17 protein-coding genes are annotated in these 15,661 nt (G+C 63.9%); all 17 read right to left on the reverse strand.

The genetic code is table 11. The features are described 5' to 3' along the window. Positions 1 to 141: 141 nt before the first annotated feature. The 17 genes from ACZ52D_RS05565 to rplF all read right to left on the reverse strand — a co-directional run bounded on the left by ACZ52D_RS05565 (position 142) and on the right by rplF (position 15,648). A complete protein-coding gene (locus tag ACZ52D_RS05565) occupies positions 142 to 1,467 on the reverse strand; it encodes a replication-associated recombination protein A (protein WP_464442816.1) in 1,326 nt (441 codons plus the stop codon). Continuing rightward, complete coding sequence (locus tag ACZ52D_RS05570; RefSeq protein ID WP_417475961.1) at positions 1,467 to 2,858, reverse strand: trypsin-like peptidase domain-containing protein; 1,392 nt, start codon at positions 2,856 to 2,858, stop codon at positions 1,467 to 1,469. The genes ACZ52D_RS05565 and ACZ52D_RS05570 overlap by 1 nt, the downstream gene beginning before the upstream one ends. A gap of 191 nt (positions 2,859 to 3,049) precedes the next feature. Further along, positions 3,050 to 4,135, reverse strand: coding sequence for a 3-deoxy-7-phosphoheptulonate synthase (locus ACZ52D_RS05575; RefSeq protein WP_222456099.1), 1,086 nt, complete (start codon positions 4,133 to 4,135; stop codon positions 3,050 to 3,052). A 353-nt stretch (positions 4,136 to 4,488) separates the two neighbouring features. Beyond that, positions 4,489 to 6,894 (reverse strand): CHASE3 domain-containing protein, encoded by a 2,406-nt coding sequence (locus ACZ52D_RS05580; protein WP_222456100.1) that lies wholly within the window; start codon positions 6,892 to 6,894, stop codon positions 4,489 to 4,491. A gap of 170 nt (positions 6,895 to 7,064) precedes the next feature. After that, on the reverse strand, positions 7,065 to 7,493 hold the full coding sequence (rplQ, locus tag ACZ52D_RS05585) for a 50S ribosomal protein L17 (RefSeq protein WP_222456101.1): 429 nt from the start codon (positions 7,491 to 7,493) through the stop codon (positions 7,065 to 7,067). Between the two features lie 138 nt (positions 7,494 to 7,631). Further along, positions 7,632 to 8,648 carry a DNA-directed RNA polymerase subunit alpha gene (locus ACZ52D_RS05590; RefSeq protein WP_222456102.1) on the reverse strand — a complete coding sequence of 339 codons (1,017 nt, stop codon included), beginning with the start codon at positions 8,646 to 8,648 and terminating at the stop codon, positions 7,632 to 7,634. 114 nt (positions 8,649 to 8,762) lie between these two features. After that, the gene (gene rpsK / locus ACZ52D_RS05595; protein WP_008560534.1) at positions 8,763 to 9,152 is read right to left on the reverse strand and encodes a 30S ribosomal protein S11; all 390 of its coding nucleotides are present in this window, start codon (positions 9,150 to 9,152) and stop codon (positions 8,763 to 8,765) included. Between the two features lie 15 nt (positions 9,153 to 9,167). Then, positions 9,168 to 9,536, reverse strand: a complete 369-nt coding sequence (gene rpsM, locus ACZ52D_RS05600; protein ID WP_222456103.1) for a 30S ribosomal protein S13 — start codon at positions 9,534 to 9,536, stop codon at positions 9,168 to 9,170. Positions 9,537 to 9,817: 281 nt separating this feature from the next. Continuing rightward, complete coding sequence (locus tag ACZ52D_RS05605; RefSeq protein ID WP_222456104.1) at positions 9,818 to 10,399, reverse strand: adenylate kinase; 582 nt, start codon at positions 10,397 to 10,399, stop codon at positions 9,818 to 9,820. Further along, on the reverse strand, positions 10,396 to 11,760 hold the full coding sequence (secY, locus tag ACZ52D_RS05610) for a preprotein translocase subunit SecY (protein ID WP_369924847.1): 1,365 nt from the start codon (positions 11,758 to 11,760) through the stop codon (positions 10,396 to 10,398). Before secY ends, ACZ52D_RS05605 begins: the two co-directional genes overlap by 4 nt. A 113-nt stretch (positions 11,761 to 11,873) precedes the next feature. Then, a complete protein-coding gene (gene rplO, locus ACZ52D_RS05615) occupies positions 11,874 to 12,344 on the reverse strand; it encodes a 50S ribosomal protein L15 (RefSeq protein WP_417475969.1) in 471 nt (156 codons plus the stop codon). Between the two features lie 543 nt (positions 12,345 to 12,887). Next, positions 12,888 to 13,103, reverse strand: coding sequence for a DUF1127 domain-containing protein (locus ACZ52D_RS05620; RefSeq protein ID WP_222456107.1), 216 nt, complete (start codon positions 13,101 to 13,103; stop codon positions 12,888 to 12,890). A 265-nt stretch (positions 13,104 to 13,368) separates the two neighbouring features. Beyond that, entirely contained in the window at positions 13,369 to 13,581 is a 213-nt protein-coding gene (locus ACZ52D_RS05625; RefSeq protein ID WP_222456108.1) for a DUF1127 domain-containing protein, read from the reverse strand. A gap of 263 nt (positions 13,582 to 13,844) precedes the next feature. Beyond that, positions 13,845 to 14,033, reverse strand: a complete 189-nt coding sequence (gene rpmD, locus ACZ52D_RS05630; protein WP_019298002.1) for a 50S ribosomal protein L30 — start codon at positions 14,031 to 14,033, stop codon at positions 13,845 to 13,847. A gap of 12 nt (positions 14,034 to 14,045) precedes the next feature. Continuing rightward, positions 14,046 to 14,609 carry a 30S ribosomal protein S5 gene (gene rpsE, locus ACZ52D_RS05635; RefSeq protein ID WP_222456109.1) on the reverse strand — a complete coding sequence of 188 codons (564 nt, stop codon included), beginning with the start codon at positions 14,607 to 14,609 and terminating at the stop codon, positions 14,046 to 14,048. 134 nt (positions 14,610 to 14,743) lie between these two features. After that, positions 14,744 to 15,103: a 50S ribosomal protein L18 gene (gene rplR, locus ACZ52D_RS05640; RefSeq protein WP_222456110.1), complete on the reverse strand. Its 360-nt coding sequence runs from the start codon at positions 15,101 to 15,103 to the stop codon at positions 14,744 to 14,746. An 11-nt stretch (positions 15,104 to 15,114) separates the two neighbouring features. Beyond that, positions 15,115 to 15,648, reverse strand: a complete 534-nt coding sequence (gene rplF / locus ACZ52D_RS05645; RefSeq protein WP_222456111.1) for a 50S ribosomal protein L6 — start codon at positions 15,646 to 15,648, stop codon at positions 15,115 to 15,117. Between the last annotated feature and the right edge of the window lie 13 nt (positions 15,649 to 15,661).

Below are 15,661 nucleotides of genomic sequence, written 5' to 3' on the forward strand. Positions count from 1 at the left end.
CCCGTCCTGTCGCGCGCACGGGCAAGGATGTCAAGTTTTGCCCGCCCTGCACCACGCGCAGGGCTGCCCGCAGAACCACCCCGGCTTCATCTTTCCCCAAATACTCGCGCCGCAGGCAGCGGCTTTGCCCGCAAAGCCGCTTCACTTGTTCCGCTTCAGCCTGAGGTTGGCAAAGTAGTCATTGCGCCGCTTCAGCTCGCGCTCAAAGCCACGCTCCACTGGCTGGTACAGCACCGGCCGCTTTACCCCGTCGGGGAAGTAGTTCTGGCCGGAAAACCCGTCCTCGGCGTCGTGGTCATAGGCATAGCCCTCGCCGTAACCCTGCTCGGCCATGAACTTGGTCGGCGCGTTCAGGATGTGCTTGGGCGGCGGCGCGCTGCCGGTCTGCTTGGCCAGCCGCCGCGCCGCCTTGATGCCGACGTAGACGGCGTTGGATTTCGGCGCCAGCGCCAGGTAGACGGCGGCATTGGCCAGCGCCAGCTCCCCCTCAGGGCTGCCGAGGCGTTCATAGGTCTGCCAGGCATTGAGACACACGGTATTGGCCTGCGGATCGGCCATGCCGATGTCCTCGGTCGACATCATCGTCAGGCGGCGGGCCAGAAAGCGCGGATCCTCTCCGCCCTCCAGCATCCGCGCCAGCCAGTACAGCGCCGCATCCGGGTCGGAGCCGCGGATCGATTTGTGCAAGGCTGAGATCAGGTTGTAATGCTCGTCGCCAGACTTGTCGAACTTGGCCGCGCGGCGCATCAGCCGCGCCGACAGCGCCTCGCGCCCCAGCGGGGCCTCCACCTTCCAGGCGGCAACCTGTTCGATCAGGTTCAGCAGCGCGCGCCCGTCGCCATCGGCCATCTCGTGCAGCGCATCGCGGGCATCGCCCGAGAGCGGCAGGGCGCGGCCCAGCTCCTTCTCGGCGCGCTGGGTCAGACGTTCGAGATCCGCCAGCGACAGACGTTCCAGCACCAGCACCTGGGACCGGCTCAACACGGCGGCATTGAGCTCGAACGAGGGGTTTTCCGTCGTCGCCCCCACCAGCAGGATAGTGCCATCCTCCATATGCGGCAGGAAGCCGTCCTGCTGGGCCTTGTTGAAACGATGGATCTCGTCGACGAACAGCAACGTTCCCTGGCCATTCTGGCGGCGGATCTTGGCGGCCTCGAACACCTTGCGCAGTTCCGGTACGCCGGTGAAGATCGCCGAGATCTGCACGAAATGCAGGTCCGTTTCCTTGGCCAGCAGCCGCGCGATCGTTGTCTTGCCCACGCCCGGCGGCCCCCAGAAGATCAGCGACGACAACGAGCCGGAGGCCAGCATCACGCCCAGCGGCGCTTCCGGGCCAAGCACCTGCTGCTGACCGATCACATCCGTCAGGGACTGCGGCCGCAGCCGGTCGGCCAGCGGCCGGTTGCGGGCGGGTTGCTGGGCGGTGTCGTCACCACCGCCTTCGGGGCTGCCGAACAGATCCGACATCAGAGCCGGAACCTCAGCGCCACCTGCCTGCCGCGCCGGTTCAAATCCAGCTGGACCCAGCGGCCACTGTTGGCCAGCAGCGCATAGACATCATCGGTGCTGGTCACCGCCTTGCCGTTCACGGCCAGCACGACGTCCCCGGTCTGCACCCCGCCGCGCGCGGCATAGGGACCGGGATCGGTGACCACCACCCCTTCCGCCGACAGCGGCAGGCCAAGGCGGGTGATGACCTGCGGATTGATCCGGGCCACGGTCAGCCCCGGCAACGCGGTCTTTTCGTCCAGCTGGACCGGATTGGCGGGCGGCGTGTCAGGGGCGGTGATCATCGGCACCTCGACCTCTTCCCGCTCGCCCCCGCGCAGACGGGTGATGACCGAGGTATCCCCCAGCCCGGCCACCGACATGCGGAACACCATCTCCGAAGGCGAGTTGACCACTTCACCGTCGACATGGGTGATCACGTCGCCGACCCGGAAGCCCGCCTTGGCAAAGGGGCTTTCGCGGTGCAGATCCGAAATCACCATGCCCTCTGGCAGCTCCATCCCCAACGAGGCGGCGAGGTCCGCATCCACCGGCTGCCCCGCCATACCGGCCCAGGGGCGCTGGAACTCCTCGGCGCCTTCACGCGCCTGGTTGACGAATTCCCGCACCAGGTTGGCGGGGATTGCAAAGCCGATGCCGTTGGAGCCGCCGGAACGGGACAGGATGCGGGTGTTGATGCCGATGAGATCGCCGTTGACGTCGATCAGCGCACCGCCCGAGTTGCCGGGATTGATCGGTGCATCGGTCTGGATGTAGTAGCCAAAGCCATCACCGGCCCCCATGCCGGTGCGCGCAAGCCCCGAGATGATGCCACTGCTGACGGTCTGCCCCACGCCAAAGGGGTTGCCGATCGCCAGCGCCAGCTCTCCCACCTCGACCTGGTCGCTGTCGCGCAGGGACAGGTAGGGCAAGTCTTCGGCGTCTTCCAGCTGCAGGATTGCCAGGTCGCTGGCCTTGTCGCCCAGGATGACCTCGGCGTTGTATTCGCGGCGATCCGCGGTCACCACGCGGATTTCCGTGGCGCTGCCGACCACGTGATAGTTCGACACCACGATGCCATCGGCCGACAGGATCACACCTGACCCGAGCGAGTTCTCGACGCGCGGCTGCGGCGTGGTGAAGCTGCGGAACAAGTCATCGAAGAACGGATCATTCATGAAGGGCGAGCGGCGGCGTTGCTGCACCTGCCGCACCACCTTGGCATAGATGTTGACCACCGCGGGCGAGGCCTCCCGGACCAGGGGCGCAAAGCCGAGGGAGATCTCGGCCTGCGATTGCGGCACGCGGGTTTCGGCAGCGGCCGGCAGGGCCAGCAGGATGGCAAGGGCTGTCAGGACGGGGCGGAACATGAGCACTCCAACAGTTGTTGCCCGAAGGATATGCGGAGCATGCGCCCGGATTGCAAGGCAGCTGTGTCGACTGGCGGGTCATGCAGGAGGGACACGCTGCGCCTCCCGGGCCGACAACCGATTTCCCCCACCCGCAGGTGCAGGAGCCGGAGAGAGGCGGCCATCGGTGGCCGCCTCCCTGTTCAGGTGGTTCAGGCGTCTGCCAGCGCTGGCGCGGGGCGGGCTGCGGCGGCGCGGCGGGCATCCACGGCGGCGGCGAGATGCTCCAGCGCGGTCACGGTGTCGTCCCAGCCGAGGCAGCCATCGGTGATCGACTGGCCGTAGGTCAGCGCGCCCTGCCCCAGATCCTGCCGCCCGGCGACCAGGTGGCTTTCCACCATCACCCCGGTGATGCGCTGCTCGCCACCGGCGATCTGCCCGGCGACATCGGCCAGCACCGCGGGCTGCTTTGCCGGATCTTTGCCGCTGTTGGCGTGGCTGGCGTCGATCATCACATGGCCACGGATGCCGTCCTTCTCGGCTAGCTTGCAGGCCGCATCGACCGATGCCGCGTCGTAGTTGGTGCCGCCGCCGCCACGCAGGATCAGATGGCCGTCGGGGTTGCCGCTGGTGGCCGCGATCGCGGCGCGGCCGGACTTGGCAAGCGCCATGAAATGATGCGGGTGCGCCGCGGAGCGCACCGCGTCCACCGCGATCTGCACATTGCCGCGGGTGCCGTTCTTGAAGCCCACCGGGCAGCTCAGCCCCGAGGCCATCTCGCGGTGGATCTGGCTTTCGGTGGTGCGGGCACCGATCGCGGCCCAGGCCACCAGGTCGGAGATGTACTGCGGCACCGCGGTGTCGAGGAACTCGGTCCCGACCGGCAGGCCAAGCGCGTTGATGTCCAGACACAGGCGACGCGCCAGCCCCAGGCCTTCGTTGATGCGGAACGAGCCATCAAGGCCAGGATCGTTGATCAGCCCCTTCCAGCCCGAGATCGTGCGGGGTTTCTCGAAGTAGACCCGCATCACGATTTCCAGCTGCGCGCCCAGCCGCGCGCGCAGCGGCGCGAGGCGTTCGGCGTATTCCATCGCTGCCTTGGGATCATGGATCGAGCAGGGACCAACCACCGCGACCACCCGGTCGTCGCGGCCATGCAGGACGTCCTGAATGGCGCGCCGCCCGGCCAGGACGGTCTGAGTCGCGGCGGCGGTGGCGGGCATCTGCGCCGCCAGGTCCTCGGGTGAAACCAGCTCCTGCATGCCGGTGATGCGCAGGTTTTCGGTCTGGGGTGTCATGTTTCAGCTTCCTTGTCGGGAGGCCCTTGGCGCTGCGGCGGATACGAAAAAACCGCCAGCGGGCTGCGGGCGGTTGGTGGTATCCTGGTGCGTTTCCTGTCTGTCCTCAGAACGCGCTGACCCCTCCGTCCGCCATGTGGCGCGGATAAAAGAAATACCAGAATGCGGCATAGCTACGGGTCATGGGTCGGACGCTAGCGAAGATTCGCGCAGCTGTCACCCCCGAAAATCCGCGCCGTTCCTCCCCCGCCTGCGAGCAGGAGATCGCGCAGCCGCGCCCCCGATGTCGCCCCCATGAAAAGGAACAGGCCCCCCGCTGCGGGAGGGCCTGCCCAAAACGTCGTACGGTGGCTTCAGAAGTCCTGCCACAGATCGCGGGCAGCGTTGCCGCTGGTTGCGGCCACGGCCACCGGCGCCGGGCTGGCCTCGATCTGCCAGTCGGCCTCGCCATGGGCGGAAATCACCGCCTCGGCCGGAGCCTCCTCGGCAAGCGGCACCGCGCCCTCGGCGACCTGGAAGCGGGCCACCAGGCTCGCCAGCTTGTTGGCGTCGCCCTTCAGCATGTGGCCGGCGGCGGTGGCCTCTTCGACCATGGCGGCGTTCTGCTGGGTCACCTGATCCAGCTGGGTCATGCCGGTGTTGATCTCAGCGAGGCCGGTGGACTGTTCCGCGGCGCCCTCGGCGATCTCGGAGACGAGCTGCGAGATATGGCTGACCCGGCCCGCGATGGATTGCAGCGCCTGGCCTGCGCGGCCGACCAGATCAACCCCCTGCTCCACCTGCCGCGAGCTGTCGCTGATGAGAGTCTTGATCTCCATCGCCGCATCCGAGGAGCGTTGCGCCAGGGCGCGCACCTCGCTGGCCACCACCGCGAAGCCCCGGCCGGCTTCCCCGGCCCTGGCAGCTTCGACCCCGGCATTCAGCGCCAGCAGATTGGTCTGGAAGGCGATATCGTCGATCACCCCGATGATCTGCGAGATCCGGTTCGAGCTCTCTTCGATGCCGCTCATGGCGGTCACCGCGCTTTGTACCACCTCGCCGCTGTCGGCAGCCTCGTTGCGGGCTTCCTGCACCGTGGCCTCGACGTTGCGCGCGCCTTCCGCGGCGGACTGAACGCTGGCGGTCAGCTCATCCAGCGCGGCGGCGGTCTGCTCGAGCGTCGCGGCCTGGCTTTCGGTGCGATGCGACAGGTCATCCGATGCCTGGCTGATCTCGGCGGCGCCATTGCGGATGCTGGCGGAGGCTTCGATCACCTGCTGCACGGTGGCGTTCAGATTGTCGATCGACCCGTTGAAATCGGCGCGCAGCTGCTCGTAGTCCTCGGGGAACGGCTCTGCAATGCGGATCGCCAGATCGCCCTGCGACAGCCGGGAAAGGCGCTCGCTCAGCTGCTGGACAACACCAGCCAGCTCGGCGTCCTTGCTCTCGGCCTTGCGCTTCTCGGCCTCCTGCATCTTGACCAGCTCGTCGCGGAACTTCTCCAGGGCCCGCGCCATCTCCCCGACTTCGTCGCCGCGGGACTGGCCATGGATCTCGACCGCGTTGTTGCCTTCTGCCAGCCCCCGCATCGACACCACGATCCGGCGGATGCCCTTGGCGATGCCGGAACCGGTCACCAGCGCCATCACCGCACCGATCAGGATGGCCGCCGCGATGGCCGCCGGAATCATGATCCGGGTCTGGGCCGCGATTTCCTCGCTGACGGCGCGGCGCGCGGCCTTGGTTTCCATCGCCTGCGCCTTCAGCGACTGCATGGTGGCGCGGAAGCTGTCAAAATAGGCCTTGCCCTGCCCCTGCGCGACGAAATCCGCCATGTCATCCATCGTCGCCGCGTCGCCGATCTCCTGGCGCAGCTGGATCATCGGCACCGCGACTTCCTTGCGCCAGTTGTCGATGGTCTCCGAGGCGGCGTTCAGCCGGTCCATCTGGGTCTTGTCCTCCAGCAGGGAGAGGCGCAGCGAGCTCAGCACCGAGCGCAACCGGCTGCTGCCCTCCATGAAGGGGGTCAGGAAGGCCCGGTCTCCGGCCAGCAGATAGCCCCGCATGCCGGTTTCCATGTCGACGGCGGCCGCCATCAGGTCCTTGGCGCTGCTGATCACCTCATGGGTCTGTTCAACCGCCTCCAGCGCGGTTTTCAGGTACTCCGGGTCGGCGATGCCCGCCGTGACCAGCGACGAGAACGTATTGCGGCGATCGGCGAGGTTCACCTCTTCCTCTTCGATGACGCGGGCAACCTCGGCGCGGAATTCCTCGAAGAACACCCGGCCGCGCGACTTCTTCACCTCGGCCGCCATGTCATTCATGGTCATCGCGTCGCCGATTTCCTGCCGCAGGGTAATCGCCGCGGTCGCAACGGTTTCCTGCCAGCCGTTGAGGATTTCCTCGGCTTCATCGAGATCCGCCAACAGGGCGTCGTTGCCGGCCGCGAGGCTGCGCAGGGTCGCCAGCGCCTCGGCGACCTCGGCCTTACCGGCCTCGTAGGGTTCCAGGTATTCCTCGCGCCCCGCCAGAAGATAGCCGCGCAGGCCCGCCTCCATACCGGCGGCGGCAACAGCCAGTTCCTGCGCCTCGCCGAGAATTTCCTGGGCATGCGCCACATCGGCGGCCGCTTTTTCCATCCGGCCGAGATCGTTGACCGCCATTACCCCGACACCAAGAACCAGCAGCAGCGGGAACAGCGCGACTGAGACGATTTTCGACTTGGTACTGAGGTTTGCCAGAGAGAACCGCCTGGCCGCGGAAGGCTTATTCTTCTTCATCACATCCGTCCCGGTGCATTCACAGATGCGGCAGTCAAAACAGAAGAAACTTACCAATCCCTTTCCCGCATAGGTAATTTGTGGGTATGCATACTTTTGCCGCGCAAAAGAAAAACCCCCGCTCCGGGCGGAGCGGGGGCAGACAGTCAGACCCTGGGGTCCGGCGCGTCTTATTCTTCGGCGTCGGCTGCCGCTTCCTCAGCTGCCAGGCGGGCCTTGTCGGCGGCGCCTTTGGCGGAGGTGTCACGGTCAACGAACTCGATGATCGCCATCGGAGCCATGTCACCGTAACGGAAGCCGGCCTTCAGGATGCGAACGTAGCCGCCCTGACGGTCCTTGTAGCGCGGGCCCAGAACCTCGAACAGTTTCGCGACGTCCTTGTCCTCTTTCAGCCGGGCTGCGGCCTGACGACGGGCGTGCAGATCGCCGCGTTTTGCCAGGGTGATCAGTTTTTCAACGATCGGGCGCAGTTCTTTTGCCTTGGGCAGGGTGGTCTTGATCTGCTCGTGCTCGATCAGCGAGCCGGCCATGTTGGCGAACAGGGCCTTGCGGTGCTCATGAGTACGGTTCAGGCGGCGATAACCACGTGCGTGACGCATTTTTCAGTTCCTTCACTTTGCGTTTTGCTTTGTCAGGCAGCTGATGCGTGTCAGCCACTCACCTTGGGGCGGGTGCCCATGTCTTCCCCGGCCGGTCCGGGCATTGAAGAGGAGGGCCGAAGCCCCCCTCAAAACGGTTTAGAAGCTGTCTTCGAACTTCTTGGCCAGATCTTCGATGTTGTCCGGCGGCCAGTCCTCGACGTCCATGCCGAGGTGCAGGCCCATGCCCGACAGAACCTCTTTGATCTCGTTCAGCGACTTGCGGCCGAAGTTCGGGGTGCGCAGCATCTCGGCTTCGGTCTTCTGGATCAGGTCGCCGATGTAGACGATGTTGTCGTTCTTCAGGCAGTTTGCCGATCGCACGGACAGTTCCAGTTCGTCCACTTTCTTCAGCAGAAGCGGGTTGAACTCGAGACCATCGTCCTCGTCCTGGCGGCCAGCCGATTCCGGCTCGTCGAAGTTGACGAAGATCGACAGCTGATCCTGCAGGATGCGGGCGGCGAAAGCCACGGCATCATCCGGGGTGATGGAACCGTCGGTTTCCACCTTCATGGTCAGCTTGTCATAGTCCAGCACCTGGCCCTCACGGGTGGGCTGCACGTCATAGGAGACCTTCTTGACCGGCGAGTAGATCGCGTCGATCGGGATCAGGCCGATCGGAGCGTCTTCCGGCTTGTTCTTGTCGGCAGAGACATAGCCCTTGCCGGTGTTCACGGTCAGTTCCATGAACAGGTCGGCACCGTCGTCCAGGTGGCAAATCACGTGGTCGCGGTTCAGAACCTCGATGCCGGCGGTTTCGGCGATGTCACCGGCGGTGACGACAGCCGGACCCTTGGCATTGATCGACAGGCGCTTGGGGCCTTCGACTTCCATGCGCAGGGACACGCCCTTGAGGTTCAGGATGATGTCGGTGACGTCTTCACGGACACCGGCAACGCTGGAAAATTCATGCAGTACATTGTCGATCTGCACGCTGGTGATGGCGGCGCCTTGCAGCGAGCTCATCAGAACGCGGCGCAGCGCGTTGCCCAAGGTCAGGCCGAAACCGCGCTCCAGCGGCTCTGCTACAACGGTGGCCTGACGTGCAGGATCGTTGCCCGGCTTCACTTCCAGCTGTGCCGGTTTGATCAGCTCTGCCCAGTTCTTGTGGATCATGCGTACCCTCCATTCCTGTCCTTGCCCCATGTCCAAAAGGCCAAGGACGCCCGAGGTTTAAATGACGCACTGGGGCCCTGCGAATCAAGCGGGGCCCCAGCAAAAATATTGTTCTTAGACGCGACGGCGCTTCGGCGGGCGGCAGCCGTTGTGTGCGATCGGGGTCACATCACGGATCGAGGTGATGTTGAAACCGATGGCGGCCAGCGCGCGCAGAGCCGATTCACGGCCCGAACCGGGGCCCTGAACTTCGACTTCCAGGGTCTTCACACCGTGATCCTGGGCTTTCTTGCCCGCGTCCTCGGCAGCCATCTGGGCCGCGTAAGGCGTGGATTTCCGCGAGCCTTTGAAGCCCATGGTGCCGGCGGACGACCAAGAGATCGCGTTGCCCTGCACGTCGGAGATCAGGATTTTGGTGTTGTTGAACGACGAGTTCACATGAGCAACGCCGGAAGCGATGTTCTTGCGCTCTTTACGCTTAATGCGAGTCTTATCACGTGCCATTGATCAATGCCCCCCTTACTTCTTCTTGCCGGCGATCGGCTTGGCCGGGCCCTTGCGGGTACGGGCGTTGGTGTGGGTACGCTGACCGCGGACCGGCAGGTTGCGACGGTGGCGCAGGCCACGGTAGCAGCCCAAGTCCATCAGGCGCTTGATGTTCATGGTCACTTCACGGCGCAGGTCGCCTTCGACGGTGTAGTTGGCGTCGATGTGCTCGCGCACGGCCAGAACTTCAGCGTCGGACAGTTCGTTCACACGACGGGTTTCGTCGATGCCCACGGCTTCGCAGATCGCTTTGGCCGAGGTTGTACCGATACCGGTGATGTAGGTGAGGGCGATGGGAACCCGCTTTGCAGTCGGGATGTTAACGCCGGCAATACGTGCCACGTGTCACTTTCCTTTTGGTTGCGGTTCCGTAATGCCGGAACCTTTTTTCACAACACTTGACCGTAGCAGGGCGCCAGAGGGTCCAGCATTTCGAGGTAGTATGGCAGGCAAACGAATCTGCCCGCCGGGAATCATTCCCAGAAGGGATGGGGCTGGGTATTTGGAAATTGCAGCAAGGTCAACCCGCGATCTGCCCGCAGCCGCCGACGCGGCGAAGCTGAAAAGCAAAACACCCCGCACCGCGATGGCACAGGGTGTTCGATGTCCGGCGCTGGCCGCGCTTACTCGCCCAGGATCCAGGCGATGGATTTCTGCACCTCGTCGATCGAGGCCATGCCGTCGAGGCGCTGCAGGTTGCCCTTGGCCCAGTAGTAGCCGATCAGCGGCGAGGTCTTCTTGTAGTATTCCATCAGGCGGATACGTACGGCCTCTTCGGTATCGTCGGCGCGCGCCTCCTTGCCGGCGGCGCGGGCTTCGGCAGCGCGGTTGACGATGCGCTGCACCAGCACCTCGTCATCCACCTGCATTTCGATCACCGCATCCAGCTTGAGGTCCATCTCCGCCAGCAGCTTCTCCAGCGCGTCCGCCTGCGGCAGGGTGCGCGGGAAACCGTCGAAGATGAAACCGCCGTCGGAGCCTTCCTGCAGACGCTCGCGGATCAGGCCGATCACGATCTGATCGGTGACCAGCTTGCCCTCGGCCATGATGGCGGCAACCTTCTTGCCCATCTCGGTGCCCGAAGACTGTGCTGCGCGCAGCATGTCGCCGGTGGAAAGCTGGGTCATGTTGCGGGTTTCGACCAGGTGGCTGGCCTGCGTTCCTTTGCCTGCGCCCGGCGGGCCCAGCAGAATAATATTGGTCATCGGCGAGACGGTCCCCGTTTCGTACGTTTCTTATTGCGGCCGCGCAGCTGGCTCTTCTCGATCAGCCCTTCGTACTGATGGGCCAGAAGATGGCTTTGGGCCTGCTGAATGGTGTCCATGGTGACCGATACCACAATCAGGACCGAGGTACCGCCAAAATAGACCGGGATGGCGAATTGGCCGCGGAGCACTTCCGGCAACAGGCAGACCAGCGCCAGATAGGCCGACCCCAGCACCAGAATGCGGTTCACAACGTATTCGATGTATTCCGCGGTCTTCTTGCCCGGACGGATGCCGGGAACAAAACCGTTCTGGTTCTTGAGGTTGTTTGCAACGTCATCCGGTTTGAAGGCGACGTTGAAAGTATAGAAATAAGCAAAGAAGACGATCATCGCCACGAAGAACAACAGGTACAGCGGCTGACCGGGGCCAAAGTTGGCCAGCAGCCAGGACATCACCGGACCGGAGGTCGTGCCGGAGGAAAAGGTCGAGATCGTGGTCGGCAGCAACAGCAGCGAGGAGGCAAAGATCGCCGGAATCACGCCCGCCGGGTTCACCTTGACCGGCAGATGCGAGGAACCGCCGTCATAGACCTTCATGCCGACCTGGCGACGCGGGTACTGGATGTGGATCTTGCGCAGGGCGCGTTCCATGAAGACCACGAACATGATGATCGCGATCACCATCAGGATCACGCCGATGATCACCGCGGGGCTGATCGCGCCAGACCGGCCGGAGGCGAAGAACTGCGCGATGGCGGCCGGAACCTCGGCGATGATGCCGACGAAGATGATCAGCGAGATACCGTTGCCGATGCCGCGCTGGGTGATCTGCTCGCCCAGCCACATCAGGAACATGGTGCCGCCGACCAGGGTGATCATGCACGCCATGCGGAAATACATGCCCGGATCGGTCGCCAGATCACCGGATTCCAGCGACACCGCGAGACCGTAGGACTGCGCGGTCGCCAGCAGCACGGTGCCGTAGCGGGTATACTGGTTGATCTTCTTGCGGCCCTGCTCGCCCTCTTTCTTGAGCTGTTCAAGCGAGGGCACCATCGAAGTCAGAAGCTGAACGATAATGGAGGCGGAAATATAGGGCATGATGCCAAGGGCAAAAATACCCATCCGGCCAAGCGCGCCACCGGTGAACATCGACACCATGCCGCCGATGCCCTGGCCCGCCTGCTCCATGAACTGGCGCAGCGCTGCCGCGTCGATTCCCGGAACCGGAATGAAGGTGCCCAGGCGATAGACAATCAAAAGGCCGATGGTGAACAGGATGCGGTTGCGCAGATCCGTGGCCTTGCCCAGGGCAGCCCAGCTGGTGTTTGCCGCCATTTGTTCTGCTGCTGATACCATGAAAAGGTCTCTTCTTTAGCGAAAACGCCGCCCGGAACCGTTTTCCGGCTCGGGCGGCGTAATGGGAAAACTCGTAGGCCTATGTAAGCGGCATTGGCGCCGCTCACAAGCGCTTACTCGGCGGCGGCTGCGTTTGCCGCGGTGAGGGTGCCGCCCGCCTTGGCCACGGCCTCGACGGCGGCCTTGGAGGCGCCGGTGACCGCGATGGTTGCCTTGGCAGTGATTTCACCCTTGGCCAGCACGCGGATGCCGTCCAGCTTGCGACGCACCAGGCCGGATGCAACCAGCGAATCCTCGGTGATCGAGCCGGCGTCCAGCTTGCCTGCGTCGATGAACTTCTGGATCAGGCCCAGGTTGACGACAGCGTATTCCTTGCGGTTCGGCTTGTTGAAGCCGCGCTTGGGCAGACGCTGGTAGAGGGGCATCTGGCCGCCTTCGTAGCCGTTGATCGAAACGCCCGAACGGGATTTCTGACCTTTGATACCACGGCCACCCATTTTACCCTTGCCGGAGCCGGGGCCACGGCCAACGCGGGTGCGTTTCTTGGATGCGCCGGGATTATCGCGCAGTTCGTGCAGTTTCATGTCGCTTCTCCTTGCCGGATGTGACCCCCGAAGCGTGATGGGCCAAACACGGCGTTTCTTGATTGGTGATTCCGTGGCGCATGACGCCACCGGGGGCGTATAGACCTGTTGCGCCACAGGATCAAGCCCCGCGGCCGCCAGCTGATGCGTCCGTGCTGCGCCAAAGCGCCCTGCCCTGGCGATAGATCCCTTTTTCCTGTACTTCCGCCTCTTTGCCGCTGATTGTCGACCGTTAAAGGGTGGCGGCGCCGCCGGGTGAAGATGGGATGGGGCGTAACCCCATGCGAATAACGCGTCAGCCGCGCTCCGGGTGCCATGCCGGAGCCCAATTCCAGGTGCCGGGGGTGTCAGGCCCGGCGGGTGACCATGATCGGGTTTGAGACTGCCAGACCGGGGTTAACACCGCGTGGGAGCGGCGTACGCAACCCACGCAACAGCCCCTGGACGGACACTGCAGAAAACAAAAACGCCCCTGCCGATTGGCAGGGGCGCTTTTGCGCCGGTTCCCGGAGAGGGAGGAGGATCCGGGGGCGGCGAAAGGGATTACTTGCCGTAGACATGCTCCCGCGCAGCGCCGGGGATGGCGCAGCGGGTCAGACCGATGTCATCCAGCTCACGGTCCGACATGGACCGCAGCGCGTCGACGGTGAGGCGGTATTCGCGGCGCAGTTTCCATGCGCGCAGGGCGGCAGCGGCAAAACCGCCCACACGAGCCAGAATGCCCGAGGAAGCAGGTGCCGAAACAGTTGAATAAGCCATTGTTCTTGTTTCCTTTGCATCGGAGCCGGAAACGGTTTCCGGTCGCAGCTGATGATCTGTTCGCTTGTCGTGCAGCGGAAATAGGGACGCGACCGGCTGCCTTCAACCGCCGCTTTGGTCTGGCCGCCATGCCCGGAATGCATGGCTAGGGCCATTGAAAACCGGGCGCTGTCACCAGGCAAAAGAAAACGCCCCTGCCCGGCGTCGGGCAGAGGCGTCTTGGTCCGGACCTGAGGGAGGAGGAGAAAGGTCCGGGAAGGGGAATTCAGTGGCCGTAGACGTGCTGGCGGGCGATGTCTGCGATGTCGCCACGGCGGACGCCGATGTCGGACAGTTCGCGGTCGCTCAGGCCGTCCAGCTCGTTGTAGGTGCGCTGGTACTCGCGCGCCTTTTCCCAGCCGGTCTTCACGGCCTCAAAGGCGTGACGAATACGGGCGGTCAGGGACAGGGCGGGGGTGGAAGAAAGAACATGTGCCATCATTAAGATCCTTGTGTCTGAGCCGGGCCTATTCCCGGCGGTGCTTGTGTTGGTCTTTTCTTGTGACACCGAAATAGGAAATACCGTTGGCGATAACAATTGCCGGTTCGGTCTGTCCGCTATGCGGCGGATGCAAGGGCCCTTGCCAGAGAGTTAAGCCTCCGCTTCCCCTGCCCTCGCCCGCCGCTCAGGGCGGCGCAACGAAAAACGCCCCCGGCAGAACCGGGGGCGTTTTCCTAGATCAGTCGCGAAAGAGGGGCGTCTTAGCCGCGCTCTTCGATGATCTGAACCAGATGCGGGATCGAGTTGACCATACCGCGCACGGAGGGGGTATCCTCCAGCTCGCGGGTCTTGTGCATCTTGTTCAGGCCCAGGCCAACCAGGGTTGCGCGCTGTTTGGCGGGGCGGCGGATCGGCGAGCCGATCTGCTTGACGACGATGGTTTTTGCCATGGATCCGTCTCCTTACGCTTCTGCTTCCGCAGGTGCTTCGTCCCGCTTGGGCAGGATGTCGGCAACCTTCTTGCCACGACGCTGAGCCACAGAGCGCGGGCTCTGTTCTTTGGTCAGGCCGTTCAGAGTGGCGCGGATCATGTTGTAGGGGTTCTGCGAGCCGATCGACTTGGACACAACGTCCTTGACGCCCAGCATTTCGAAGACGGCACGCATCGGACCACCTGCGATGATCCCGGTACCTTCCGGAGCGGTACGCATGACCACCTTGCCGGCGCCGTGGCGACCGCTGATGTCGTGGTGCAGGGTACGACCCTCTTTCAGCGGCACGCGGACCATCTGGCGCTTGGCCTGTTCGGTCGCCTTGCGGATCGCCTCAGGCACTTCTTTTGCCTTGCCCTTGCCAAAGCCGACACGGCCTTTCTGGTCGCCAACAACAACCAGTGCAGCAAAGCCAAAGCGCTTACCGCCTTTTACGGTTTTGGACACGCGGTTGATCGCAACCAGGCGATCTGCAAATTCCGGTGTCTCTTCACGGTCGCGGCGGTTGCCGCGGCGGTTTTCACGTTCTGCCATCAGGCATTCCTTTCAGAATGGCGCACTGCACAAAGCACGGGGCGCCGGTTTTCTCCAATCCTTGGTGAGATGGGCGCAGCCTGCGCCCTCTCCCGGATCATCGGGGCAGCCCCGGAGGGCTGCCCGCTTGGGACTTAGATCTTCAGACCGCCTTCACGCGCAGCGTCGGCCAGAGCCTTCACCTTGCCGTGATACAGGAAGCCGCCACGATCGAAATAGGCTTCGGTCACGCCTGCGGCCTTGGCACGCTCGGCGATCGCGGCACCAACCTTGGCGGAGGCCTCGATGTTGTTCTTGCCGACAACACCCAGATCCTTTTCCAGGGTGGACGCCGAAGCCAGGGTCACACCGCGCAGGTCGTCGATCAGCTGAACAGAGATGTTCTTGTTCGAACGGTGCACGGAGAGACGCAGGCGGCCTGCGTTCACTTTGCGAAGCTTGTTCCGGACGCGCAGCCGGCGCTTCAGAAACAGGGTACGTTTGCTGTTTGCCATTTTGCTGGTCCTTACTTCTTCTTGCCTTCCTTGCGGAAGATGAATTCGCCCTTGTAGCGGATGCCTTTGCCTTTGTAGGGCTCGGGACGGCGCCAGTCGCGGATTTTCGCCGCCACTTCGCCCACCTGCTGCTGGTCGATACCTTCCACAACGATTTCAGTCTGCTTCGGCGCGGTGATGGTGATGCCATCAGGCGCAACGAAGTCGACATCGTGGCTGTAGCCCAGGTTCAGCTTCAGGACATTGCCCTGCATCTGAGCGCGGTAACCCACACCCTGGATCTCCAGCTCTTTCTTGAAGCCTTGGGTCACGCCGGCCACCAGGTTTGCAACCTGGGTGCGGGACATGCCCCACTGCTGGCGAGCACGCTTGGACTTGCCGCGCGGCTCGACCTTGACGATGTTGTCCTCAACGGTGAGGGTCACGTCGTCGGTGGCAGTGAAGGTACGGGCGCCTTTCGGGCCTTTGACTTCGATGGTCTGGCCGGACACGCTGGCGGTGACACCGCTGGGCAGTTCGACCGGTTTCTTACCAATACGGGACATCGTTAAGGCCTCC

It is taken from the genome of Leisingera sp. S2M4 (genome assembly GCF_055398055.1).

Bases quoted from the DNA above. Each gene is read 5' to 3' on its own strand.
- rpsE (WP_222456109.1), bottom strand. From the start codon at position 14,609: ATGGCAGAACGTGAAAACCGCCGCGGCAACCGCCGCGACCGTGAAGAG.
- rplQ (WP_222456101.1), bottom strand. From the start codon at position 7,493: ATGCGTCACGCACGTGGTTATCGCCGCCTGAACCGTACTCATGAGCAC.
- ACZ52D_RS05575 (WP_222456099.1), bottom strand. From the start codon at position 4,135: ATGACACCCCAGACCGAAAACCTGCGCATCACCGGCATGCAGGAGCTG.
- ACZ52D_RS05565 (WP_464442816.1), bottom strand. From the start codon at position 1,467: ATGTCGGATCTGTTCGGCAGCCCCGAAGGCGGTGGTGACGACACCGCC.
- rpmD (WP_019298002.1), bottom strand. From the start codon at position 14,033: ATGGCAAAAACCATCGTCGTCAAGCAGATCGGCTCGCCGATCCGCCGC.
- rplO (WP_417475969.1), bottom strand. From the start codon at position 12,344: ATGAAACTGCACGAACTGCGCGATAATCCCGGCGCATCCAAGAAACGC.
- ACZ52D_RS05580 (WP_222456100.1), bottom strand. From the start codon at position 6,894: ATGAAGAAGAATAAGCCTTCCGCGGCCAGGCGGTTCTCTCTGGCAAAC.
- ACZ52D_RS05625 (WP_222456108.1), bottom strand. From the start codon at position 13,581: ATGGCACATGTTCTTTCTTCCACCCCCGCCCTGTCCCTGACCGCCCGT.
- ACZ52D_RS05620 (WP_222456107.1), bottom strand. From the start codon at position 13,103: ATGGCTTATTCAACTGTTTCGGCACCTGCTTCCTCGGGCATTCTGGCT.
- rplR (WP_222456110.1), bottom strand. From the start codon at position 15,103: ATGGCAAACAGCAAACGTACCCTGTTTCTGAAGCGCCGGCTGCGCGTC.
- ACZ52D_RS05590 (WP_222456102.1), bottom strand. From the start codon at position 8,648: ATGATCCACAAGAACTGGGCAGAGCTGATCAAACCGGCACAGCTGGAA.
- rpsK (WP_008560534.1), bottom strand. From the start codon at position 9,152: ATGGCACGTGATAAGACTCGCATTAAGCGTAAAGAGCGCAAGAACATC.
- secY (WP_369924847.1), bottom strand. From the start codon at position 11,760: ATGGTATCAGCAGCAGAACAAATGGCGGCAAACACCAGCTGGGCTGCC.
- rplF (WP_222456111.1), bottom strand. From the start codon at position 15,648: ATGTCCCGTATTGGTAAGAAACCGGTCGAACTGCCCAGCGGTGTCACC.
- ACZ52D_RS05605 (WP_222456104.1), bottom strand. From the start codon at position 10,399: ATGACCAATATTATTCTGCTGGGCCCGCCGGGCGCAGGCAAAGGAACG.
- ACZ52D_RS05570 (WP_417475961.1), bottom strand. From the start codon at position 2,858: ATGTTCCGCCCCGTCCTGACAGCCCTTGCCATCCTGCTGGCCCTGCCG.